The organism is Parvibaculum sp., assembly GCF_002684405.1.
In the GTDB taxonomy this organism is placed as follows: domain Bacteria; phylum Pseudomonadota; class Alphaproteobacteria; order Parvibaculales; family Parvibaculaceae; genus Parvibaculum.
On the sequence record NZ_NYVD01000034.1, the window covers coordinates 14,668 to 36,717 of the forward strand.

The following is a 22,050-nucleotide window of genomic DNA, read 5'->3' on the forward strand; positions in this document are numbered from 1 at the left end:
TTTCCCATGCTCGGAAAACTCACCCTTCACGTCCTTCCACTCTACAGCCCGATCGCCATGAGCGGCGCGGCAATGGAGCTGCTTGGCGTTTTGTTTATTGCCGCGCTCATCACATGGTTCGGCAAATGGCGCTATATCTGGAACGAATGGCTAACGACGGTCGACCACAAGCGCATCGGAATCATGTATGTGGTTCTCGCCTTCGTCATGCTGTTCCGCGGTTTCTCAGACGCCTTCATGATGCGCATGCAGCAGGCCACCGCCTTGAACGGCCATGGCTATCTGCCGCCGGAACATTTCAACCAGGTGTTCTCGGCTCACGGCACGATCATGATCATCTTCATGGCGATGCCGTTTTTAACCGGCATCATCAATTTTGTCGTGCCGCAGCAGATCGGCGCACGGGACGTCTCTTTCCCGTTCCTGAATTCCGTGAGCTTCTGGCTTACAGCCGCCGGCGCGGCGCTCGTTCTCACCTCGCTGGTCATAGGCCGCTTCACCACGGCAGGCTGGACGGCCTACCCACCCTTCTCTGAACTGCCCACAAGCCCCGGTTCCGGAACCGACTACTGGATATGGGCCGTTCTCGTGAGCGGCGTCGGCTCGACACTTACCGGCGTGAACTTCGTCGTCACGATCATCAAGCGGCGCGCGCCCGGCATGTCGCTGATGCAGATGCCGCTCTTCACCTGGGCGGCTTTTATCACCGCCATCCTCATGGTCTTCGCGTTTCCCGGCGTCACGGTCGCGGCCGCCCTGCTCGGCTTCGACAGGTTCCTCGGCATGCATTTCTTCACCGCGGACGCCGGCGGCAATGCGATGAACTACATCAACCTCTTCTGGTTGTGGGGCCACCCGGAGGTCTACATCGTAATCCTTCCCTCCTTCGGCATCTTTTCCGAACTGGTGGCGACCTTCTCCAGCAAGAGGCTTTTCGGCTACGTCTCGCTTGTCTACGCGACGATGGTGATCGGCATTCTGTCCTTCACCGTCTGGCTGCACCACTTCTTCACCATGGGCTCAAGCGCTGACGTGAACAGCTTTTTTGGCATCGCCACCATGGTGATCGCCGTCCCGACGGGCGTAAAAATCTACGACTGGCTCCTGACCATGTATCGCGGGCGCATCCGCCTGACCTCCCATATGCACTGGACGCTGGGGTTCATGGTCGCCTTCGTCATCGGCGGCATGACTGGCGTACTCCTCGCCATTCCGCCAGTCGACTATGTGATGCACAACACGCTGTTCCTTGTTGCGCATTTCCACAACATGCTGATCCCCGGCTCGCTGTTCGGGCTTCTGGCGGGTTACCAGTACTGGTTCCCCAAGGCGTTCGGCTTCCGGCTCGACGAGTGGTGGGGCAAGACGTCTTTCTGGTTCTGGTTCGTGGGCTTCTACGTCGCCTTCATGCCGCTCTATGTGCTTGGCTTCATGGGCATGCCCCGGCGTATGGACTACTATCAGAACCCCGCCTGGCAGCCCTGGCTCATCGTCGCCGCGATCGGCGCGGTGCTGATTGCCATCGGCATTCTGTGTCTGGCAATCCAGCTCGTCGTCAGCATCCGCCGTCGCGAAGAACTGGCCGACCTGACCGGCGACCCGTGGGACGCGCGCACGCTGGAATGGATGAATGCCTCGCCGGCGCCGCTCTACAACTTCGCCGTCGTGCCTGAAATCCACGACCGAGAGGAACTCGCCTGGCGCAAGGAACGCGGGATTTCGCACGACGCTCCGGCGCATTACACGCCGATTGAAATGCCGTGCAACACCTCCACCGGTGTTCTGATCGGCGGGGCGGCCTTCGTGCTCGGCTTTGCCGTGATCTGGAACATCTGGTGGCTCGCCATTCTCGCCTTTGCGGGCGTCATCGCCGCCACCATCGTCAAGGGGAGCGTACCGGAGGAGGAATACACGATCACTCCGGACCAGATCGCCGCCCTTGAAAGCCGCGGCAGCGGCCCCCTGCTGGGCTTTCTGAGCCCCCTGGAAGATGAGCGCGGCGATCATTCGACGCATGGCCTGCTGAATTCCATCGGAGACTGAAAATGCACACCGAAACGGCCCACAGTCACGAAGCCATGCTCTTCGAGGAGCGCGAATTCGGCTTCTGGATCTATCTGATGAGCGACGCGATCATCTTCTCGCTGCTCTTCGCCACCTATGCCGTGATGCGGCACGCAACCGCCGGCGGCCCCGGCGCCGCCGACATCATGGAATTGCCGACAGCAGCGATCGAAACCGCTCTGCTGCTCCTGGCGAGCGTCACCTTCGGCATGGCCGCGGTGGCGCTGGAAGACAAGCGCCGGAATGCGATCCTCGTCTGGCTCGGCATCTCCTTCCTGCTCGGCGCGGGTTTCCTCGGCATGGAAATCCACGAATTCATCGGACTGATCGCCGAAGGCGCCTCGCCGCAGCGTTCCGGCTACCTGTCCTCGTTCTTCGTGCTCGTCGGCACGCATGGCGCTCACGTGACGGCGGGCCTTGTCTGGATTGCCACAGCCGTCGCCCAGCTCATGCGGACAGGGCCGACAGAAGCCTTCGCGGCGCGCTTCAAGCGCCTCGGCCTCTTCTGGCACTTTCTGGACATCGTCTGGATCGGCATCTTTTCCATCGTCTACCTTCCCGGAGTCCTGCAATGAGCACGATGTCAGATCACGCCCGCACTATGCGGAACGACTATTTCAAGGGATTTGGGCTGGCAGTGCTGCTGACGGTCGTACCCTTTGCGCTGACGGCGGGGGGCTGGCTGTCGCCGACCCACGCCCTGCTCGCAATCGCCGCGCTGGCGGTGGTTCAGATCGCAGTCCACATGATCTACTTCCTCCACCTCGATCTACGCGCCGTCACCGACGAGAAAATCGTGATGCTGGCCTTCACCGGCATCATCCTCTTTCTGATGGTGGGCGGCTCGCTCTGGGTCATGTTCGACCTTGGAGCCCGGATGATGTAACGCGGTCCGCCGGTCGGATCAGTGGTTTAGGGAAGGAAAAGGAGCGGCAATGGTGGGCGTGACAGGGATTGAACCTGTGACCCCTTCGATGTCAACGAAGTGCTCTCCCGCTGAGCTACACGCCCATTGCCATTGGCGGGACGGATTTTCGGCAATCTCCGCGCCGATCCGTCGAGAGGCGCTTCGTATATCTAGGATTTGAGGCTCTGACAAGTCTCCGAACGAGAACTCTCAGGCCGCGGCCATCATCCGGTCGACTTCCGCCACGAGTTCGCGCAGATGGAACGGCTTGGAGAGCACTTTCGCCTCATCCGGCGCCGGCTGGTCGGAGCTGAGCGCCACGGCGGCAAATCCGGTGATGAACATGATCTTGAGCGTGGGATCGATCTCGGCGGCATGCCGGGCAAGCTCGATACCATCCATTTCGGGCATCACGATATCGGTCAGCAGAATATCGAAGATATCGCCCTTGAGCCGATCATGCGCCTCGCCGCCCATGCCATAGGCGGCCACCTCGTGACCGGCATTTTCCAGCGCCCGCGCAAGAAAGCGGCGCATGGATTCATCGTCTTCCGCAAGGAGAATGCGTGCCATCAGCCCAACCCACCTTATTAAAGGGGCCAATCTGCTCATAGGGCCCCATCCCGACTTTCGGCTGTCCATTTGCCCAACGGAAAGCCTTACCCGGTATCAGCATACAATAGGGAGCGGCCGGTAAACAGCTCATGAACATGCACTCTCTAGAGGTCGCATCCTGCGGTGCACATGCTATGGTTGGCTTTCGCGGGCAGGCCAAGGCGAGCCGACAGGCCGAAAGGCTGCCGACCCCCGCTTCGCAGTCACAGTCAATCGACCTCGCACGCCCCGCTCATGGATCTCGCAACCGACAAATCCTCGAAAAATCCGGATGAAAATCCGGCGGAAGAGCTGGCCGAAGGCCGGGTCGCAAGCGATGACGAGCTGCGAGACGAGCTTTACGCCCGCCCCTTCGCCGTGGAGCGGCCTGCGCGCCTGACACTGCCCTTCGTCTTTTCCTCGCCCCATAGCGGCCGGCTCTATCCGCGCGAATTCGTGGCGGCCTCGCAGCTCGACCCGCTGGCGCTGCGCCGCTCCGAAGACAGTTTCGTCGAGGAAATATTCGGCGACGTACCGGATCTCGGCGCCCCGCTCGTCCATGCCCGCTTTCCCCGCGCCTATCTGGACGCGAATCGCGAGCCCTATGAACTCGATCCGGCCATGTTCGATGGCCCCTTGCCGCCGCATGTGAACACGCGCTCGATCCGCGTCGCTGGCGGGCTCGGCACCATCGCGCGGGTCGTCTCCGACGCAGCGGAGATCTATCGCGCGCCCCTGAGCTATGCGGAAGCAGAGCGGCGGATCCGTGCGCTCTACATGCCCTTCCACGACGCCCTACGTCAGCATCTGGACGATGCGCGTCGGCGCTTCGGCTGCGCGGTGCTGATCGACTGCCATTCCATGCCCTCCGTGGGCGGGCCCGGCGACGACGACACAGGCGCCGACCGGCCCGACATCGTGCTCGGCGACCGCTATGGCACCTCCTGCGCCCGCGAAATCGCCATGAAGGCCGAAAAGACCCTGTCCCGGCTCGGCTATTCGGTGGCCAGAAACAACCCATATGCCGGCGGCTTCAACACCGAGCATTACGGCCAGCCCCAGCACGGCCTCCATGCGCTCCAGATCGAGATCAACCGGGCGCTCTATATGAACGAGGAAAAGCTGGAACGCCGCGCGGGGTTGCAGCGCCTGCGCCGCGACATGAAGAGCTTTGCCGCCGAAATGGCCACGCTCGACCTGAGCGGCCTCGGCCCTCGTCTCCGCGTCGGTCCGATCTGACCGGCCTTACGAGAGCATCGCTTCCAAACCTCCCCCTCCGACCGCCCCCGCCAAAACGGTCGGCACAAAAAAAGGGGCCCTGCCGAAGCAGGGCCCAAGTCTAGGGAGGAAACGCCCAGGAAGGGCTGCGACCTTGGGAGCTACGCTCTACCAATGCCGCGATGCACAATATGACATTGCACTGCACACAAAGCAAGCCCGATTTGCAGAAAATTCAACCCGCCGGGTACGGGAAACAGAAAATAACATCTTGGTTTAAAAGGACTTTCTTATAAGCGCCGAAAAATAGGTGCAGTGCAAAAAGAAAAAATTCGCCCATTTCCCGAATGCGCAGGCGATTCCGCCTTCAAAGCTTCCTTAACCCTGGCCGGTCATTCTGTCGGCTGGACGGGCTGACGATGGCGTGCCCCCGGACATCTCCGGTATTCGGCACGCCGCCAAAAGGGTTAAGGCATGAAAACGAGCGGGGCCGCCAGAGCAACGGCATGGCGCAACAGGGGCAAGACGGGCGCGGCAATCGCCGCCTGCCTGATCGTCGCCCTGTTCATGCCGGGACGCGCCGTTGCCGGGCCGGACAGCTCATTGACGCTGGGCCTGCGCGGCGTCGACGTGCCGATTTCCACCAGCGCCATCAGCGATCCATGGAATATCTGCGAACGCGAGGCCATCCGCCGGGAACTGGCCGACGGCCTGCCCCGTGCGATCGTCGCCGCCGTCGCCATGGCGGAATCCGGCCGCTACAACCGCGCGGCCCGTACCCGCCGCGCCTGGCCCTGGACGATCAACGCGCAGGGCCGGCCCTATTATTTCGACACCAAGGCCGAAGCCGTCCGCTTTACGCGGAACCTGCTGAAAAACGGGATCCGCTCCATCGATGTGGGCTGCATGCAGGTGAACCTGCGCTATCACCCCAATGCCTTCGAAAATCTGCAGGCCGCCTTCGACCCGGCCACCAATGTGGCCTATGCAGCGGATTTCCTGCTTCGCCTGCATCGCAGGCTAGGCACATGGCCCGACGCCGTTTCGCATTATCATTCCGGTGAGCCCAGCCGCCACCGCCCCTATTTCCGCCGGGTGATCGGTATCTGGAAAAAGGAGCGCGCGCGCCTTGCCGATGCGCTCTACACCTCGTCGACCCATGATGTCGCCACCGTCCAGAAGGCAGCGGCACCTGCCGTCACGGCTGCGACGGCGGCGGAGGATACCCACCCCGCCCCCGCGGTGCTGGATATCGACGACCGGGTCGAACTCTCCGCACCCGCATCGACGGTCCTGCGGCTCTCACTGCCCGTAGGCCTCTTTGCGAATGACAGGATGGCCGAAGCGCCGCCGCCCGCCATCCTGGGCCACGAGGCCAAGGAAATTCCTACACGGCTCGCAGACGCAGGCACGCTTCAATAATCGGTTCAGTATCCGCCTTCTCCGTCGCGGTCGTGAAGAAACGGTGATCCGGGCATGATCTGATCGGATCCGGATGATGCGGTGCGCATGGGCGCGCGCCGCCGGTACGAACGGCCGCCATCCCGATTGCGGGGGGCGTGGAGGGGAAACGGATTATGCAAGTTCTGGGAAACATCCTGGGCGATCTCGCGAGCGGCTTTCTATCGCTCGCCGATAACGACAATTTCATCTGGAAGACGGTCGATCTTCTTTCCGCGCTTTTCGTCGTCGCGGTCGGTCTCGCCTTTCTGGCCGTCATCGTGGTCTATGTCATCGACCGCACACAGACGACCCACGCCATCCGCCGCAACTATCCGGTGATCGGCCGCCTGCGCTATGTCTTCGAAGCGCTGGGGGAATATTTCCGGCAATATTTCTTTGCGATGGACCGTGAGGAACTGCCCTTCAACCGGGCGCAGAGAAGCTGGGTCTACCGTGCCGCGAAGGGCGTCGACACCACCGTCGCCTTCGGTTCAAGCCGCGACATAAGACCTGCCGGCACCATCAACTTCGTCAACACGCCTTTCCCCACGCTCGACCAGAACGCCGCCGACACCGCCTTTGCCGAGGTCGGCCCCTTCTGCCGCCATCCCTACCGGACCGCCTCCATCTTCAACATTTCCGGCATGAGCTTCGGCGCCATCTCCAAGCCCGCCATCCGCGCGCTCTCCCGAGGCGCAAAAAAGGCCGGCATCTGGATGAATACTGGCGAAGGCGGCCTGTCGCCCTACCATCTGGAGGGCGGGGCCGACATCGTCTTCCAGATCGGCACCGCCAAATATGGTTGCCGCAATGAGGCCGGAGCGATCAGCGATACCCGGCTCGTAGAAATCGCCGCGCACGATCAGGTAAAGATGTTCGAGATCAAACTCAGCCAGGGCGCCAAGCCCGGCAAGGGCGGCATGCTGCCCAAGGAGAAGATCTCCCGCGAAGTCTCGGCCATTCGCGGCATTCCCCAGGGCGAGGATTCGATCAGCCCCAACCGCCACCCGGAAATCTCCACCATCGGCGACCTGCTGGACATGGTGGAACATGTGCGCGAGGTGACCGGCAAGCCGACCGGCTTCAAGATGGTGATCGGCGCCTATGGCTGGCTGGACGAGTTCTGCGAGGAAATCCAGCGGCGCGGCGTGGAGCGCGCCCCCGACTTCATCACCGTGGACAGCGCCGATGGCGGCACGGGCGCGGCGCCCATGCCGCTGATCGATTATGTGGGCCTGCCCATCTGGGAAAGCCTGCCCATGCTTTGCGACATCCTCGCCCGCTACGGCCTGAAGAAACGCATCCGCGTCATTGCCAGTGGCAAGCTCATCAACCCCGCGGAAGTCGCCTGGGCGCTTTGCGTCGGCGCTGATTTCGTTACTTCCGCGCGCGGTTTCATGTTCGCGCTGGGATGCATCCAGTCCCTTCAGTGCAACAAGAACACCTGCCCCACCGGCATCGCGACCCACAAGAAGAAGCTGCAACGGGGCCTCGACGTGACCGACAAATCGGAGCGCGTCCGCCGCTATGCCGAGCGCGTATCGCATGAGGTCTGCATGATCGCGCATAGCTGCGGCTGCGACGAACCGCGCAAGCTCACCCGCGAGCAGGCCCGCATCATGGGGCCGAGCGGTGTGTCCGTGTCGCTGGCGGAATATTACGAGCGCTGGTCGGCGCCTCACTCGATCCATGCGCTGAACGGGATCGACCGCCCGAAATTCGAGCATGCCGGATTGCAGGGCTCGGGCATCTCCACGGGAACCGCCGCCGACTGATCCTCAGCGCGACGGCACGACCATCCGGAGGAAATGAACGCCCATCGAAATGGTCTGGGGAAGCGCGCCCCGCGCATCGCCGTCCACCTCCACCGCCAAACCTTCCGGCGAGAGGGCCTCGATCCGCCGCGGATGCATGATCTCGACATCCTTGAGCCGGTGCACCCGGCCAAGCCCCAGCGCAGCGAAATAGCGGGCAAAGGCCATTCGGCTGCCGGATTTGAAGAGCGTCAAAGTGAGCCCGGGATCTTCGATATGCGCATCGGGCGCCAGCACGAAGGGCCCGGCAAAATGACGCGCATTGCTGACCACCGCCCAGGCGCAGCGTTTTTCCTGCCCGTCCACGCGCAGCACGATTTCGCGGCCCGGCCCGGCAAACCAGAGCTTCAGCCCCGACCAGACGAAAGCGGCCTTGCCGAAGACACGCTTCATCCGCGCATCGATGTCATGCACGACTTCGCCGTCGAAGCCGATCCCGACCATGAGAAGGAAAATGCGGTCATCCACGAGCCCGGTGCCGATAAGCTGCGCGGGACCGGAAAGAAGCATGTCCGCGATGTCCCCCTCGCGCATCCTGAGGCCCAGTTCGATGGCAAGGACGTTTGCCGTGCCCAGCGGAATGATACCGAGCGGCGTACTTTGTCCGAGAAGGCCCCGCGCGACTTCATTGATCGTGCCGTCGCCGCCCGCGGCCACGATCACATCGGCGATACCGTGGCGCGACGCGGCCGCCGCCAGTTCCGTCGCATGGCCCGGCCCTTTGGTTTCGTCCAGCGTGATCTCGACGCCCGCCTGGTTGAGGCGTTTGATGACACGTTCCAGAAGGTCCCTTTTGCGGGCGCCCGCCATCGGGTTGAAGATAATATGAGCCGAACGGCGTAGCGCCAAACCGGACCTCCCCAAACGAAACCGAAGTCGTAAAAACGTCACATACTCGTCATCTAACCGTATCCGCGTACACGGATTATCCCGCCAACCGGATCCGGCGAATCGCTTATATCGCGTAACGACCCGATAAGCGAGCGGATTGATCCGTAGGCGAACCAAGGCCAGAAACCGAAACGAGGCCGACAGTCCGCCGAAGTCGCGCAACTGTGAGACAGATGGTTACATGACCCTGCTGGACACGGCTTTCAACAGCCTCGGCACTTTGGCCACCCGCACGTCGAACGAACCGCTCCCTGTCGCCAATGCCCGCACTGGCACGGAAGAAAGCGCGCCCGCCGCGGCGCCACGGTCCGGACGTTCCCGCTCCCGCCGCAACAATCTCGACGAAAGGCTGACCGGTCCGCGCCCGAAGAACCCCACGCGCCACCGCACGCTCTTCATTTCCGACACCCATCTCGGCACACCGGGCTGCAAGGCGGATCTCTTGCTCGACTTCCTGCGTCACAACGAAGCCGAGACCGTTTACCTCGTCGGCGACATCATCGACGGATGGCGCCTGAAACGCTCCTGGTACTGGTCGGCGGGCCACAACGCCGTTGTTCAGGAAATCCTGCGCATGGCCCGCAAGGGTGCCAATGTCGTCTATGTGCCCGGCAATCATGACGAGGCCTTGCGCGACTATGCAGGCGTCAATCTAGGCGGCGTCGATGTAACCGGCGAAGCCATTCACGAGACCGCCGACGGCCGCCAGTTCCTCGTCCTGCATGGCGACCAGTTCGACAGCGTGGTGCGCTATGCCAAATGGCTCGCCCATCTCGGGGACTATGCCTACAACATCGCACTGCAGCTCAACAACTGGCTGCATGAAGTCCGCCGCGTCTTCGGCATGCCCTACTGGTCGCTCTCTTCCTATCTGAAGAACAAGGTCAAGAACGCCGTCGAATACATCTCGAACTACGAGGAAGCAGTGGCCCGCTCCGCGCGCGAACGCGGTGTCGATGGCGTGATATGCGGCCATATCCACCACGCCGAAATCCGCGAGATGGACGGCGTCCTCTACTGCAATGACGGCGACTGGGTGGAAAGCTGCACCGCGCTCGCAGAGGACGATGAAGGCCAGCTCCGGCTCATCACCTGGACACATTTTTCCTGGGAACGCGACGAAGCCGACGGCGAAAACGGCACGCGTCCGGTCCTGACGGCGGCTTGATGGCTTCAGTCAACACGCTCACGCAGCGCCCGAAGAGAATGCGCCGCGCGCGCAAACTTCTGAACCGGCTTCGCGGGCGCCCCCTGCCCCGAGACGTCGGGCGCTTCTCCGAGAAACTGAAAGTCGTCATCGTCAGCGACGCCGCCCCTCCGCAGGTGAACGGCGTCGTGCGCACGCTCCAGCAATTGCGCGAAAGCCTGACCGATATGGGCCACGACGTGGTGATGATCACGCCCAATGACTTCATCACCATCCCGATGCCGACCTATCCCGAAATCCGGCTGGCAGTGTTTCCCTGGCGCAAGGTGGTTCGTCTCATCAAGGAGGCGAACCCCAATGCGATCCACATCGCGACCGAAGGGCCGCTGGGCCTTGCGGCCCGCAGCTTCTGCGTCAATCGGGGCATCCCCTTTTCGACCTCTTTTCACACCCGCTTTGCCGAATATCTGACCGCGCGCACCGGCGTGCCGCTTTCATGGGGCTATCGCTTCCTGCGCTGGTTCCACCGTCCGGCGACCGCCCTCATGGTTGCGACCCCCTCGCTTCAGCGCGAACTGGAAGAGCGCGGCTTCGGCACGCCTGTCATCTGGTCGCGCGGCGTCGATCTCGACCGCTATCAGGTGAGACCCGATCTCCATGGCGAGCACTATCTGGGGATCGAGCGGCCTGTCTGGCTCAACGTCGGCCGCGTCGCGGTGGAAAAGAATATCGAGGCCTTCCTCGCCCTCGACCTGCCGGGCACGAAAATGGTCGTGGGCGACGGGCCGCTACTCGAAACGCTGAAACGCCGCCATCCGGAAGCGACCTTCACCGGCGCGCTTTTCGGCGACGACCTCGCCGAGGCCTATGCGGCGGCGGATTGTTTCGTTTTCCCCAGCCGCACGGACACATTCGGCCTCGTACTGATCGAGGCGCTGGCCTCCGGCACGCCGGTCGCCGCCTATCCGGTGCAAGGCCCGGCCGACGTGATCGGCGCCGCCCCTGTCGGCTGTCTCGACCAGGATCTTGCCGTGGCCTGCCGCGCCGCGCTCGGCACCCCGCGCGAACGCTGTCGCGACTATGCGCTCGGCTTCTCCTGGGAGGCCTGCGCCCGCCAGTTCATCACCAATCTGGCGCTGGAAGAGGCGATCGCGGAAGACTGCGACGCCGCTTCCGAGGGAACCGCCTGAAGACCTGCCCCGGATGCCCCGCCGAAGAAACCCGGCCTGGAACACCAGGATTGGGACGCACCCTCTGGAATGCGCTCTCTGGGACACACTGTTTCACCTGCGACACTTTCGCAATTAGGCTTGCATCCCTATCTTCTACGGGTCGCCCCCTAACCAAGAGGCTCCCTCATGAAATGGTTCGTACCGGCCTTCGCCGCTTTCCTCCTCGCCGCCGCTACCGCAAGCCCGGCGCTGTCCGATCCCTATACAATCGACGCCAGCCATACCCATGTCGGCTTCAAAGTGAACCATCTCGGCTTTTCCGACACCTATGGCACTTTCAACAATGTCGCCGGCACCTTCGACCTCGATCAGGACAATCCCGAGAAGAGCAGCGTCGACATCGACATCAAGACCGCCAGCATCGACACCAATCATGAAAAGCGCGACGAACACCTGCGCGGGCCCGACTTTTTCGATGTAGGGAAATATCCGGACATCACCTTCAAATCGACGAAGGTCGAGCGCACCGGGGACAAGACGGCGAAAGTAACGGGCAACCTCACCATGCTCGGCGTCACGAAGCCGGTGACGCTCGATGTCACCCTGCTCGCCGCGGGCCCCTATCCGATGGACAAGAGCGTGACGGCCGCGGGCTTCAACGCCACCGCGACAATCAAGCGCTCCGATTTCGGCATGACGGCCTATGTGCCCATGATCAGCGACGAAGTCGACATCACGATCTCCACCGAAGCCCGCAAACAATAGCCCTCACGGCACGAGAACGACCGCCTTGCCGCGCGCCCTGCGTTCCATCACATGGGCAATCGCGGCGGGCGTCTCCTCCAGCGTGAAACGGTCGGAGACGTAAGGCCGGATGCGGCCTTCGACATACCAGCCCGCCAGTTCCGAAAAGGCCTCGCGCGTCACCGCCGGGGCCTTTTCCAGATAGGCGCCGAAATTGAACCCGATCGCATCGACATTCTTGACCATCAGATGATTGGCCGGGATCTGCGGCACGCGCCCACCTGCGAAACCGATCACGATGAGCCGCCCCTCGAACGCGATGGCCCTGAGGGAGGCGTCGAACACATCCCCGCCGACCGGGTCGTAGATCACATCGGCGCCCTTGCCGCCGGTCAGCCCCTTGATGCGCTCGCGCAAATCCTCCGTCGATGAATCGACGAGCTCGTCCGCGCCATGTTTCCGCGCGATCTCGAGCTTTTCCGGCGTGGAAGCCGTGGCGATCACCCGCGCGCCCAGCGCCTTGCCGATCTCGACGGCGGTAAGCCCAACGCCGCCCGCCGCACCATGGACGACCAGCGTCTCGCCTTTTTTCAACCGGCCGCGATGCTTCAGCGCGAGATGGCTGGTGCCATAGGCGATGGGAAAGGCGGCTGCCACCTCATCGGGCATTTCCACCGGCAGGGGCACCACCCCGCTTGCCGGCATCAAGGCCTCTTCCGCATAGCCGCCATTGCCGCACATGCCGGCCACCCGCTGGCCGACCTTGAGCCCGCTCACGCCCTCGCCGAGCTTGAGCACGGTGCCCGCGACCTCCGCGCCCGGGGCAAAAGGCAGGTCAGGCTGGACCTGATATTTGCCCTTGAGCACGAGACTGTCCGCGAAATTGACCCCGCAGGCCCTGACCCGGACGAGAATTTGCCCCGGTCCCGGCTCCGGCGAGGCAATTTCCTCCGCTTTCAGCACCTTCGGCCCGCCCAGTTCGCGCGCAATCATCGCTTTCACGGTCGATTCTCCTTCACTTGGCCCCTATGAGCTTGTAGCAGAGCGCCCCCCCGATATATAAGGCGGCAACCCAATGGCGCGCCGGCGGGCCCGACCCCGCGCGCCCCGGAGCAGGCAAGGCCTCTCCGTTTTTTTTAGTCGCATGATCTTCGCCGGATTCCGCTATTGGTTTTTCCAGATCATGCCTTAGAGACCAGCAGGACCTTATGTCGCTCCGGAATATCGCGATCATCGCCCATGTCGACCATGGGAAGACGACGCTTGTTGACCAGTTGCTCCGCCAGTCCGGCACCTTCCGCGATAACCAGCAGGTTGCGGAACGGGTGATGGATTCCAACGACCTCGAGCGTGAGCGCGGCATCACCATTCTCGCGAAATGCACCAGCGTCGCCTGGAAGCCCGAAACCGGCGCCCATGCCGGCGAGGAAATCCGCATCAACATCATCGACACGCCCGGCCATGCCGATTTCGGCGGCGAGGTGGAACGCATCCTCTCCATGGTGGACGGCGTGGTGCTGCTGGTGGACGCGGCCGAAGGCCCGCTGCCCCAGACCAAATTCGTGACCTCCAAGGCGCTTTCGCTGGGCCTCAAGCCCATCGTAGTCGTCAACAAGGTGGACCGTGGCGATGCCCGCCCCGACGAAGTGCATATCGAGGCTTTCGATCTCTTCGCCTCGCTGGGCGCCGATGACGAGCAGCTCGACTTCCCCACCATCTTCGCTTCCGCCAAGGAAGGTTGGGCATGTGAAGATCTCGCCGCATCCGATGCGAAGGATCTGGGCCTCCAGCCGCTCTTTGAAAAGATCGTCGATCATTTCCCCGCGCCCGGCGCGCTGACGGACGGCTCCGCGGACGAGCCTTTCGCCATGCTGGTGACGACCATCGAGGCCGATCCCTATCTCGGCCGCATCCTGACGGGCCGCATCGAAAAGGGCACGGCCAAGCCGAACAGCCCCGTCCATGCGCTGCGCCGCGACAAGGAAGGCAATGTCACCGAAGTCGAAAAGGGCCGCCTGACGCGCGTTCTCGCCTTCCGCGGGATCCAGCGTCTCCCTGTGGACGAGGCGAAAGCCGGCGACATCGTCGCCGTCGCGGGCCTTGAAGAAGCGACCGTCGCCGACACGATCGGCGATCCGGCCATGACCGAGGCGATCCACGCCCTTCCCATCGATCCGCCGACACTCTCCATCACCGTCTCCATCAACGACTCGCCGCTGGCCGGTCGCGAAGGCAAGAAGGTGCAGTCCCGCGTCATTCGCGAGCGGCTGATGAAGGAAGCCGAAAGCAATGTCGCCATCCGCGTGGCGGACAGCGAAACGAAGGATTCCTTCGAGGTTGCGGGCCGCGGCGAATTGCAGCTCGGCGTGCTGATCGAGAACATGCGCCGCGAAGGATTCGAACTCGGCATCTCCCGCCCCCGCGTGCTCTATCGCGAGGACGAGAACGGCAAGCGCCTCGAGCCCATCGAGGAAGTGACCGTCGATGTAGATGACGAGTTCACCGGCACGGTGATCGAAAAGGTCTCGCTCAGGAAGGGCGAGATGATCGACATGCGCCCCACCGGCGCGGGCAAGACACGCATCATCTTCCACTGCCCCTCGCGCGGCCTCATCGGCTATCACGGCGAATTCCTCACCGATACGCGCGGTACCGGCGTAATGAACCGCGTCTTCCAGGAATACGGCCCTTATCGTGGCGAAGTCGAAGGCCGCCGCAACGGCGTGCTCGTCGCCAATGGCACGGGCGAGGCCGTTCCCTACGCGCTCTGGTATCTGGAAGAGCGCGGCGTACTCTTCATCGCCCCGGGCGCAAAGGTCTATGAGGGCATGGTCATCGGCGAGAACTCACGTTCCGACGACCTGATCGTGAACCCGCTGAAAGCCAAGCAGCTCACCAATATCCGCACCACCTCGAAGGATGAGGCCGTGCGCCTCACCCCGCCCCGTCCGCTCACGCTCGAACAGGCCATCGCCTATATCGAGGATGACGAGCTGGTGGAGGTGACCCCGGAATCGATCCGCCTGCGCAAGCGCTATCTCGATCCCAACGAGCGCAAGAAGCACGCGCGCGCCGGATAAGGACCGATTCCGGCCCAAGGTTGTCCGATATCGCGGCTTCGGCCCGTGTGACCCTGTCACACAGGCGACGGATTCATTGCCTCTCAACCTTCCGGGTGCCAGTCTTCTCCGCTCGCAACGGAGGAGGAAACGATGGCAGGTAACCCGGAATGGCTCGCGCAGGTAAAAGAAGAGGCGCTGGAGCCCGAACGCCCCATCGTCGACCCCCATCACCATCTCTGGGATCGTCCGGACTCGCGCTACGAACTGGATGAGTTGCTTGCCGACACGGGGAGCGGCCACAACATCCGAGCCACCGTCTTCATCGAATGCGGCTCCATGTATGAGGCCTCCGCCACCCCCGCCATGGCCCCGCTCGGCGAAACCGAGTATGTGAACGGCATCGCTGCGAAATCGGCGAGCGGCGTTTTCGGCGAAACGCGCATCGCGGCGGGCATTGTCGGTTTTGCCGATCTCACGCTCGGCGATGCGGTGGACGAGGTGCTGGAATGGCACATGCTGCGCGCACCGGAACGCTTTCGCGGCATTCGCCACGCCAACGCCCATGATGACAGTCCTGAAATTCGTGAAGCGCATACCCGTCCGCCCAAAGGCCTTCTGAGCCATGACGATTTCCGCAAGGGGTTCGCCCGGCTGGAACAGAAGGAGATGACCTTCGATGCCTGGCTGTTCCACCCGCAAATTCCGGAACTGACGGACCTCGCACGCGCCTTTCCCAATACGACCATCATTCTCGATCATTTCGGCGGGCCGCTCGGCATCGGCCCCTATGAGGGCAAGCGCGCGGAAATCTTCGAGCAGTGGAAAAAGGACATCCACGAACTCGCCTCCTGCCCCAATGTCGCGGCGAAGCTCGGCGGCATCAACATGGCGGTGAACAGCTTCGGCTGGCACAAGCGCCCGATGCCGCCGACCTCCGACGACCTCGTGGACGCCACGCGCGACTGGTATCTCTATACCATCGACGCCTTCGGCCCCATGCGCTGCATGTTCGAGAGCAATTTCCCCGTGGACAAGCTCTCCTGCTCCTATGGCGTGCTGTGGAACGCCTTCAAGAAGATCGCGAAGGATTTCTCGGAGGACGAAAAGACCGCCCTTTTCCACGATACGGCGAAAAGGGTTTACCGGCTGGACTAGCGACACCTTCACGACCAATATGCGCCGAACGCCGTCCAGAGGTCCGAATGCTCGATCCGCAGAAAATCGATGAACTCGCAAGCTTCGCACTGGAGCTTGCCGATACCGCCGCCACCGTCACCCTGCCGCATTTCCGCTCCGGCCTTGCCGTGGACAACAAACGCGGCAATTTCGACTTCGACCCCGTGACAGCGGCGGATCGCGATTCCGAAATGGCGATCCGCAAGCTCATTCTCGAGCGCTATCCGGATCATTCCATTCTCGGCGAAGAGCATGGCAATCATGAAGGCGCAAGCGACCTCACCTGGATCCTCGATCCGGTGGACGGCACCCGCTCCTTCATTTCGGGCGTTCCGCTCTGGGGGACACTGATCGGCCTCAATGACGGCACGAAACCCGTCATCGGCCTGATGGACCAACCCTATATCGGCGAACGTTTCATCGGGCGGCCCGGCGGCACGGAACTGATCCGCGCCGGAAAGGCGCTCCCTCTCAAGGTGAGCGGCTGCACCAGGCTAGAGAATGCGTTGCTCGGCAATACCGATCCCGGCATGTTCACCGTCGATGCCGAGAAAGCCGCCTTCCGCGAAATTTCCTCGAAGGTCCGCCTGCGCCGTTTCGGCGGAGACTGCTATTTCTACTGCCTGCTCGCCGCGGGCACGCTCGACCTCGTGGTCGAATCCTCGCTCCAGCCCTATGACATTCAGGCGCTCATTCCCGTGGTCGAGAATGCGGGCGGCATCGTCACGACATGGAGCGGCAAGGACCCGCAGAACGGTGGGCAGGTGGTTGCCGCCGCCACACCGGAACTGCATGCGGCAGCACTGGAGATATTGAAGCCCGCCGCAGCCGACTGAGCTAACCGCGCGGCGCCACCTTATCGGCAAACCGGTCGAAGGCCTGCCAGAAGACGGCCCGCAAGGCATCACGTTCCATCAGGATTTCATGCTCGGAGCCTTCCACCCGGACGAACTCCGCATCGGGAATGTGCTGCGCCGCCTGCTCAAGCGCGCTCCCCTCGATCAGCCGGTCTTTCGTCGCCTGGGCGATGAGAACGGGGATACGCACCTCACGCAGATAGTCCGCTCTCTCCGTCATCCCGATGGAGCGGATCGCCGCGCGCACCCAGCCGAAAGTCGCCGCGCCGAGCCCAAGCGCGGGGTCCGCCCGCACCAGTGCCTGATGAATGGCGTGGTGCCGCTCATCGGAGGTCACGATATTATCCTCGAACGCCTCTTCATCCGCCGCAGCCGGTCCGCCACCGGGAATGTAACGTCCGGCAAAACCAAGCGCGCTGCCGCCATAAGCCAGCATCGCCGCGGCAAAGGCATTCAGCGCATTCCCGAGCCGCAGGCCCAGCATGGGCGCGGAGAAAACCGCCCCGCTGAACCAGTCGGCGTGGTCGTGACAGGCGCGCAGCAGAATATTGCCGCCCATGCTGTGCGACATCGCGATCCATGGCTTCGGGAAGGCGGGGGCAATTTCCGCCATGAAGAGCCCGAGGTCGCAGTCGAATGTGGAGAAATCGTCGATATGCCCTTTTCGCGGATCGTCCAGCATGCGCGCTGAAAGCCCCTGCCCGCGCCAATCCATCGTGGCGACGGCAAAGCCGCGCGCGATGAGGTCGCCGATCACTTCGAAATATTTTTCGGCAAACTCCGTGCGCCCGCCAAAGAGAAAGACCGTCCCCCGGCAATTCTCGATATGTGCCGCTTCCGGCGTCCATGTGACGACGCGCAGCCGCGCCCCGTCCGTCGCCTCCAGCCAGCGCGCGTCGGCGCCCTCGGGCGCACGAAAGCCCTCGATCTCGATAAGCGGTGCAGCCGCCAGCTTGTTCACGAAAATACCCCTTCTCCCTCGTCACGCCCTGGAACGAAGCCGGAAACACTCAACTCAAGCCCTGAATTCCTTTAGGGTCGGCGACAACAGAAACATGCCGGAGGATACAGCAGGCCATGAGCTGGGAAAAGGAAGCCGAGGAAATCAGGAAACGCCGCACCCTGGCCCGCGAGCAGGGCGGCAAGGAAGCCATCGAGCGCCAGCACGAAAAAGGCCGACTGACCATCCGTGAACGGATCGAGAAGCTGACCGACCATGAGAGCTTCCGGGAGATGGGCGAAGGCGCGGGCGTGCCGCATTTCGACGAGGAGGGGAACCTCATCGGTTTCGAACCCGGCAACTACATTCTGGGCTTTGCCAAGGTGAACGGCCGGCGCGTCGCCGTCGGCGGCGAGGATTTCACCATGAAGGGCGGCTCGCCCAACCCCGCGGGCCTGCGCAAGAGCGTCTATGCCGAAGAGCTGGCGCTTACCTACAAGGTCCCGCTCATCCGCCTGCATGAAGGCGGCGGCGGCAGTGTCGCCGGATCCGGCAAGAAGGGCGTACGCCCCATGGGCGATCCCGTTTTCTCCACACCGCGCTTCCGGTCGATCACGCAGGTGCTGGGCGAAGTGCCCGTCGCGACGGCGGCACTCGGCCCGGTCGCGGGCATGCCCGCCGCACGCCTCGTCGCCTCGCATTTCTCCGTGATGACCGAGAACGCGCAGGTGTTGATCGCGGGGCCGAAGGTCGTCGCGCGCGCGCTTGGCGAAGACCTGACCAAGGAAGAGTTGGGCGGCGCCGAAGTCCATGCGCGCTCGGGCGTCATCGACAATGTAGCGAGCGACGAAGAGGACGCGCTGAAGCAGATCGCGCAATTCCTTTCCTACCTGCCGGACAATGTCTGGCAATTGCCCCCCGATATCGAGACCGAAGACACCCCCGACCGCATGGATGAAAGCCTCATCGACATCGTCCCGCGCGAACGGCGCAAGCCCTTCGCCATGCGCAAGATCGTCAAGGCCGTGGTGGACAAGGGCAGCTTTTTCGAAATGACGAAAAAATACGGCCCCTCCCTCATCACCGGGCTTGCGCGCCTCGACGGCAAAAGCGTGGGCGTGATCGCCAATGACTGCAAATTCTACGCAGGCGCCATGACCGCGCAGGCGGCGCAGAAGCTCCGCCGCTTCGTCGATATGTGCAACACCTTCAACCTGCCCATCCTCTCCTTCGTGGACGAACCGGGCTTCATGATCGGCTCCGCCTCCGAACAGGCTGCCACCATCCGCCACGGCACGGGGGCGATTGCCGCCGTGATGCAGAGCCGCGTTCCCTGGGCGAGTGTCATCGTGCACAAGGTGTTCGGCGTGGCGGGCGCCGCGCATTTCGGGCCGGAGGGTTTCGTCCTCTCATGGCCGAGCGCAGCAACCGGCGCCCTTCCCGTGGAAGGCGGCGTCGCCGTCGCCTTCGCCCGCCAGATCGCCGAAGCCGAAGACCCGGAAGCCTTGCGCCAGGAGCTGGAAGAAAAACTCGCCGCGGGGCAATCGCCTTTTCCCCGCGCGGAAGGCTTTTCCGTCCATGAGCTGATCGATCCGCGCGAGACACGCCCGCGGCTTTGCGAATGGCTGGACTGGGCCGCGCCCCGCCGCGAAACGGCGAAGGGGCCCTATCTCGCGACGATGCGCCCGTAAAAAAGGGCTCCGGCGATACGCACCGGAGCCCAGTCGTCCCCACTCACGCAACTCGCCCCTCAGCGTCTCAAATGAGCGGGGAGTGTCCGTTAGTACTGGGACAGGAGAATTGCGCCCGTGATCGCACTGATCCACAGGATCACGGCGCGGTCGCGCGCATCGTCATAGGCGCGAACGCGATAGGCGGAACCCCAGCGCCGATGATGCGCGTAATAGACCGGCTTGCCCCAACGGCGGTACCGGCGCTCATAGCGCGGGCGCCAATGGGCGAAAGGCCGGTATTCGCGCCTCGGCGCCGGACGGTAATAACTGCCGCGCCTGTTTTCGCGGTGTTCATACCGGTCATAGCGGCGATAGTGACGCCGCTCATATCTGTCGTGACGGCGATGCTTGCGGTAGTCGCGATCATGGCGGCGACCCTCTCTGGGGCCATGCCGGTAGTCGACCGTCTCCACATTGGCAGCCGTATTCGCCTTGATATTCACGCCCAGCACACCTGCCGAAGCCTGCGCCGCCAGGGGTACTGAAAACGCCATGCCGGCCGCGAGGCCGGCAACAATGAATGCCTTTCTCATGCTTCCTGCTCCTTCTGTCGTTCGATCGTCCCCCTGGTGTTGAAACGATGATCGGCCATCCGCGCTGAACGGGCGCTGGCATGGCCGTTCATCCGGCGTTCAGCTTCGGGGGAGGGTTTCCGGGATTTCGGGAAAAGGCGGGGGCCGGCCCGCCGGAACGATCCGGCAGGCCGGTCATCTGTCAGAGGACCCGAAGGACCTTGCCCGTATAGGAGCAGATATCGAGACGCACCTGCTTGCCGTGCCGGTTGCGCGCATTCACCTCGTAATAGTCGCCGTAATCGGTCGCCTTGCTGAAATGGCTGTAGCCGTGAGCGGCCACGCCCTTTCGCCAATGGTTGAAGCCATGGCGGCCGCCGCGCTTATAGGCCGGGCCGTTGTAGTTGGTGGCGCTGCGGACATTGAGAATATGCCCGTTATGCGCCCTGGTCCGCACGACCACCGGACGGCCGCGCTTGTTGAGCGCCCGCACACGATAGACGCCACGCTCCTCCTTCAGGCTGACGACATCGAACCCGTGAAAGCCCTTGCGCTTGAGCTTGGCGAGCAGACGGTTGATGTCCATGCCCTTGGGATCGTAGCGCGGGCGGAACTTCTTGAAGTCGATCGACTGGATCCGGCCCGTGCGCGCATCCACCTTTGCGTCCACGATCATCCCGAGGCGCGTGACGCCTTCCAGACGATAGACGCGCTGGTTCTTTGCGAGGCGAATATCGGTCACCGTGCCGCCCGAGCGGTTTTCGACGAGGCGGACCACGCGGTTGAGCGGCATCACCCGCCCGTTATGTGCCCGCCATCCCGGGGATCCGCGGCGATAGTCGATGGTCTGGGCCGTCATCTGCGGCCCGGCATGATGGCTGCCGAATGTCAGCACGAAATTCGCATTGCCGGCCTGTGCCGGAGCGGCCATTGCCATCGCGCCCAGAATGCCGGCTGCCGCCGCGGTCTTGAGAAGAATGTTCGTCATGTCTGCCTCCTGTGTCAGCTGGGGAAACCAAATGCTGAGACACAGAATGACGGGACCTCGCTGAACCTATCGTGGACCTTCCGTTCAGCCGGGGTTCACCCGCGCAGGCCGCGACAAAAGCGGCGGATATCCTCACTTGAAGAGCCTGAAACACCACCCATCTATTAGGGACCGGACGCCAAAACGGGTCCGGAACGGGCCGAGGTCCCAGCCGGCCGTAAGGCGGATGGGCGGCCCGAAGGATGCATCGCTTCAACCAAGGGTGTTCAAATGAGAAACTTCGACTTTTCCCCTCTCTATCGTGCCAGCGTCGGCTTCGACCAGCTTCAGTCGCTTCTCGACAATGCGACCCGCGAGGCCCAGACCTCTACCTATCCGCCCTACAATATCGAACGGGTGGACGAGCATAATTACCGCATCAGCATGGCGGTGGCGGGCTTCGCCGAAGACGATCTGGAGATCGAGGTGAAGCAGAACGTGCTCACCATCAACGGTCAGAAGAGCGAGCAGGACGGCGAGACGAACTACCTCCATCAGGGTATCGCCGCGCGCAGCTTCGAGCGCCGCTTCCAGCTGGCCGATCATGTGGAGGTCACGGGCGCGAAGCTCGAAAACGGCCTCCTCCATGTCGAATTGCAGCGTCAGGTTCCCGAAGAGATGAAGCCGCGCCGCATTGCGATCACCAATGCCTCGGCGGGGTCGAAATCGCTGGAAGGCAGCTACGCGACGGCCGCCGACTGATCGGATGCCATAACGCGCATAATGAGAATGAAACGGGGCGGGCCGGA

General features: G+C 63.0%; 20 protein-coding genes and 1 tRNA gene. 14 read left to right on the top strand and 7 right to left on the bottom strand.

Going from position 1 to position 22,050, the window contains the following annotated elements; genetic code table 11:
• Positions 1 to 6: 6 nt before the first annotated feature.
• Genes CMI59_RS02950 through cyoD form a run of 3 tightly spaced genes read left to right on the top strand, consistent with a single transcriptional unit; the run spans position 7 to position 2,950 of the window.
• Positions 7 to 2,043, top strand: a complete 2,037-nt coding sequence (locus CMI59_RS02950; RefSeq protein WP_293324539.1) for a cbb3-type cytochrome c oxidase subunit I — start codon at positions 7 to 9, stop codon at positions 2,041 to 2,043.
• A gap of 2 nt (positions 2,044 to 2,045) precedes the next feature.
• Entirely contained in the window at positions 2,046 to 2,639 is a 594-nt protein-coding gene (cyoC, locus tag CMI59_RS02955; RefSeq protein WP_293324542.1) for a cytochrome o ubiquinol oxidase subunit III, read from the top strand.
• Positions 2,636 to 2,950, top strand: a complete 315-nt coding sequence (gene cyoD, locus CMI59_RS02960; protein WP_293324545.1) for a cytochrome o ubiquinol oxidase subunit IV — start codon at positions 2,636 to 2,638, stop codon at positions 2,948 to 2,950. Before cyoC ends, cyoD begins: the two co-directional genes overlap by 4 nt.
• A 50-nt stretch (positions 2,951 to 3,000) precedes the next feature.
• On the opposite strand, the gene CMI59_RS02965 is transcribed toward cyoD, so the two are convergent.
• Positions 3,001 to 3,075, bottom strand: a tRNA-Val gene (locus CMI59_RS02965).
• Between the two features lie 106 nt (positions 3,076 to 3,181).
• Positions 3,182 to 3,544, bottom strand: a complete 363-nt coding sequence (gene cpdR, locus CMI59_RS02970) for a cell cycle two-component system response regulator CpdR (RefSeq protein ID WP_293324547.1) — start codon at positions 3,542 to 3,544, stop codon at positions 3,182 to 3,184.
• Between the two features lie 276 nt (positions 3,545 to 3,820).
• Here cpdR and CMI59_RS02975 point away from each other — a divergent pair, with 276 nt between their 5' ends.
• From CMI59_RS02975 to CMI59_RS02985, 3 genes are all read left to right on the top strand, one after another.
• Positions 3,821 to 4,804, top strand: coding sequence for an N-formylglutamate amidohydrolase (locus CMI59_RS02975; protein WP_293324549.1), 984 nt, complete (start codon positions 3,821 to 3,823; stop codon positions 4,802 to 4,804).
• 453 nt (positions 4,805 to 5,257) lie between these two features.
• Positions 5,258 to 6,205: a transglycosylase SLT domain-containing protein gene (locus tag CMI59_RS02980; protein WP_293324551.1), complete on the top strand. Its 948-nt coding sequence runs from the start codon at positions 5,258 to 5,260 to the stop codon at positions 6,203 to 6,205.
• 155 nt (positions 6,206 to 6,360) lie between these two features.
• Positions 6,361 to 8,001 (top strand): FMN-binding glutamate synthase family protein, encoded by a 1,641-nt coding sequence (locus tag CMI59_RS02985; protein WP_293324554.1) that lies wholly within the window; start codon positions 6,361 to 6,363, stop codon positions 7,999 to 8,001.
• Positions 8,002 to 8,004: 3 nt separating this feature from the next.
• Here CMI59_RS02985 and CMI59_RS02990 read toward each other — a convergent pair whose 3' ends face one another.
• The gene (locus CMI59_RS02990) at positions 8,005 to 8,889 is read right to left on the bottom strand and encodes a diacylglycerol kinase family protein (protein WP_293324557.1); all 885 of its coding nucleotides are present in this window, start codon (positions 8,887 to 8,889) and stop codon (positions 8,005 to 8,007) included.
• A gap of 223 nt (positions 8,890 to 9,112) precedes the next feature.
• Between CMI59_RS02990 and CMI59_RS02995 the strand changes: the two genes are divergently transcribed.
• From CMI59_RS02995 to CMI59_RS03005, 3 genes are all read left to right on the top strand, one after another.
• On the top strand, positions 9,113 to 10,099 hold the full coding sequence (locus CMI59_RS02995; protein ID WP_293324559.1) for a UDP-2,3-diacylglucosamine diphosphatase: 987 nt from the start codon (positions 9,113 to 9,115) through the stop codon (positions 10,097 to 10,099).
• Positions 10,099 to 11,268: a glycosyltransferase family 1 protein gene (locus CMI59_RS03000; protein ID WP_293324562.1), complete on the top strand. Its 1,170-nt coding sequence runs from the start codon at positions 10,099 to 10,101 to the stop codon at positions 11,266 to 11,268. The genes CMI59_RS02995 and CMI59_RS03000 overlap by 1 nt, the downstream gene beginning before the upstream one ends.
• Positions 11,269 to 11,436: 168 nt before the next feature.
• On the top strand, positions 11,437 to 12,015 hold the full coding sequence (locus CMI59_RS03005; protein ID WP_293324563.1) for a YceI family protein: 579 nt from the start codon (positions 11,437 to 11,439) through the stop codon (positions 12,013 to 12,015).
• A 3-nt stretch (positions 12,016 to 12,018) separates the two neighbouring features.
• Here CMI59_RS03005 and CMI59_RS03010 read toward each other — a convergent pair whose 3' ends face one another.
• Positions 12,019 to 12,996 (bottom strand): NADPH:quinone oxidoreductase family protein, encoded by a 978-nt coding sequence (locus tag CMI59_RS03010; RefSeq protein WP_363102359.1) that lies wholly within the window; start codon positions 12,994 to 12,996, stop codon positions 12,019 to 12,021.
• Between the two features lie 206 nt (positions 12,997 to 13,202).
• Here CMI59_RS03010 and typA point away from each other — a divergent pair, with 206 nt between their 5' ends.
• The 3 genes from typA to hisN all read left to right on the top strand — a co-directional run bounded on the left by typA (position 13,203) and on the right by hisN (position 17,068).
• Positions 13,203 to 15,074 carry a translational GTPase TypA gene (gene typA / locus CMI59_RS03015; RefSeq protein ID WP_293324565.1) on the top strand — a complete coding sequence of 624 codons (1,872 nt, stop codon included), beginning with the start codon at positions 13,203 to 13,205 and terminating at the stop codon, positions 15,072 to 15,074.
• Positions 15,075 to 15,206: 132 nt separating this feature from the next.
• Positions 15,207 to 16,211 (top strand): amidohydrolase family protein, encoded by a 1,005-nt coding sequence (locus CMI59_RS03020; RefSeq protein WP_293324566.1) that lies wholly within the window; start codon positions 15,207 to 15,209, stop codon positions 16,209 to 16,211.
• Positions 16,212 to 16,258: 47 nt separating this feature from the next.
• Positions 16,259 to 17,068, top strand: coding sequence for a histidinol-phosphatase (gene hisN / locus CMI59_RS03025; protein ID WP_293324568.1), 810 nt, complete (start codon positions 16,259 to 16,261; stop codon positions 17,066 to 17,068).
• Between the two features lies 1 nt (position 17,069).
• Here the strand turns inward: hisN and CMI59_RS03030 are convergent, their stop codons facing one another.
• Positions 17,070 to 18,050, bottom strand: coding sequence for an alpha/beta hydrolase (locus CMI59_RS03030; protein WP_293324571.1), 981 nt, complete (start codon positions 18,048 to 18,050; stop codon positions 17,070 to 17,072).
• A gap of 116 nt (positions 18,051 to 18,166) precedes the next feature.
• Here CMI59_RS03030 and CMI59_RS03035 point away from each other — a divergent pair, with 116 nt between their 5' ends.
• A complete protein-coding gene (locus tag CMI59_RS03035) occupies positions 18,167 to 19,720 on the top strand; it encodes a carboxyl transferase domain-containing protein (RefSeq protein ID WP_293324573.1) in 1,554 nt (517 codons plus the stop codon).
• Between the two features lie 89 nt (positions 19,721 to 19,809).
• On the opposite strand, the gene CMI59_RS03040 is transcribed toward CMI59_RS03035, so the two are convergent.
• Positions 19,810 to 20,295 (bottom strand): hypothetical protein, encoded by a 486-nt coding sequence (locus CMI59_RS03040; RefSeq protein WP_293324576.1) that lies wholly within the window; start codon positions 20,293 to 20,295, stop codon positions 19,810 to 19,812.
• A 181-nt stretch (positions 20,296 to 20,476) separates the two neighbouring features.
• Entirely contained in the window at positions 20,477 to 21,262 is a 786-nt protein-coding gene (locus CMI59_RS03045; protein WP_293324578.1) for a hypothetical protein, read from the bottom strand.
• Positions 21,263 to 21,532: 270 nt separating this feature from the next.
• On the opposite strand from CMI59_RS03045, the gene CMI59_RS03050 reads away from it, so the two are divergent.
• On the top strand, positions 21,533 to 22,003 hold the full coding sequence (locus CMI59_RS03050; RefSeq protein ID WP_293324580.1) for an Hsp20 family protein: 471 nt from the start codon (positions 21,533 to 21,535) through the stop codon (positions 22,001 to 22,003).
• The last annotated feature ends 47 nt before the right edge of the window (positions 22,004 to 22,050 follow it).

Bases quoted from the DNA above. Each gene is read 5' to 3' on its own strand.
- CMI59_RS03020 (WP_293324566.1), top strand. From the start codon at position 15,207: ATGGCAGGTAACCCGGAATGGCTCGCGCAGGTAAAAGAAGAGGCGCTG.
- CMI59_RS03005 (WP_293324563.1), top strand. From the start codon at position 11,437: ATGAAATGGTTCGTACCGGCCTTCGCCGCTTTCCTCCTCGCCGCCGCT.
- typA (WP_293324565.1), top strand. From the start codon at position 13,203: ATGTCGCTCCGGAATATCGCGATCATCGCCCATGTCGACCATGGGAAG.
- CMI59_RS03045 (WP_293324578.1), bottom strand. From the start codon at position 21,262: ATGACGAACATTCTTCTCAAGACCGCGGCGGCAGCCGGCATTCTGGGC.
- CMI59_RS02985 (WP_293324554.1), top strand. From the start codon at position 6,361: ATGCAAGTTCTGGGAAACATCCTGGGCGATCTCGCGAGCGGCTTTCTA.
- hisN (WP_293324568.1), top strand. From the start codon at position 16,259: ATGCTCGATCCGCAGAAAATCGATGAACTCGCAAGCTTCGCACTGGAG.
- CMI59_RS03050 (WP_293324580.1), top strand. From the start codon at position 21,533: ATGAGAAACTTCGACTTTTCCCCTCTCTATCGTGCCAGCGTCGGCTTC.
- CMI59_RS03035 (WP_293324573.1), top strand. From the start codon at position 18,167: ATGAGCTGGGAAAAGGAAGCCGAGGAAATCAGGAAACGCCGCACCCTG.
- cpdR (WP_293324547.1), bottom strand. From the start codon at position 3,544: ATGGCACGCATTCTCCTTGCGGAAGACGATGAATCCATGCGCCGCTTT.
- cyoC (WP_293324542.1), top strand. From the start codon at position 2,046: ATGCACACCGAAACGGCCCACAGTCACGAAGCCATGCTCTTCGAGGAG.
- CMI59_RS02980 (WP_293324551.1), top strand. From the start codon at position 5,258: ATGAAAACGAGCGGGGCCGCCAGAGCAACGGCATGGCGCAACAGGGGC.
- CMI59_RS03000 (WP_293324562.1), top strand. From the start codon at position 10,099: ATGGCTTCAGTCAACACGCTCACGCAGCGCCCGAAGAGAATGCGCCGC.
- CMI59_RS02975 (WP_293324549.1), top strand. From the start codon at position 3,821: ATGGATCTCGCAACCGACAAATCCTCGAAAAATCCGGATGAAAATCCG.
- CMI59_RS03040 (WP_293324576.1), bottom strand. From the start codon at position 20,295: ATGAGAAAGGCATTCATTGTTGCCGGCCTCGCGGCCGGCATGGCGTTT.
- CMI59_RS02950 (WP_293324539.1), top strand. From the start codon at position 7: ATGCTCGGAAAACTCACCCTTCACGTCCTTCCACTCTACAGCCCGATC.
- CMI59_RS02995 (WP_293324559.1), top strand. From the start codon at position 9,113: ATGACCCTGCTGGACACGGCTTTCAACAGCCTCGGCACTTTGGCCACC.
- cyoD (WP_293324545.1), top strand. From the start codon at position 2,636: ATGAGCACGATGTCAGATCACGCCCGCACTATGCGGAACGACTATTTC.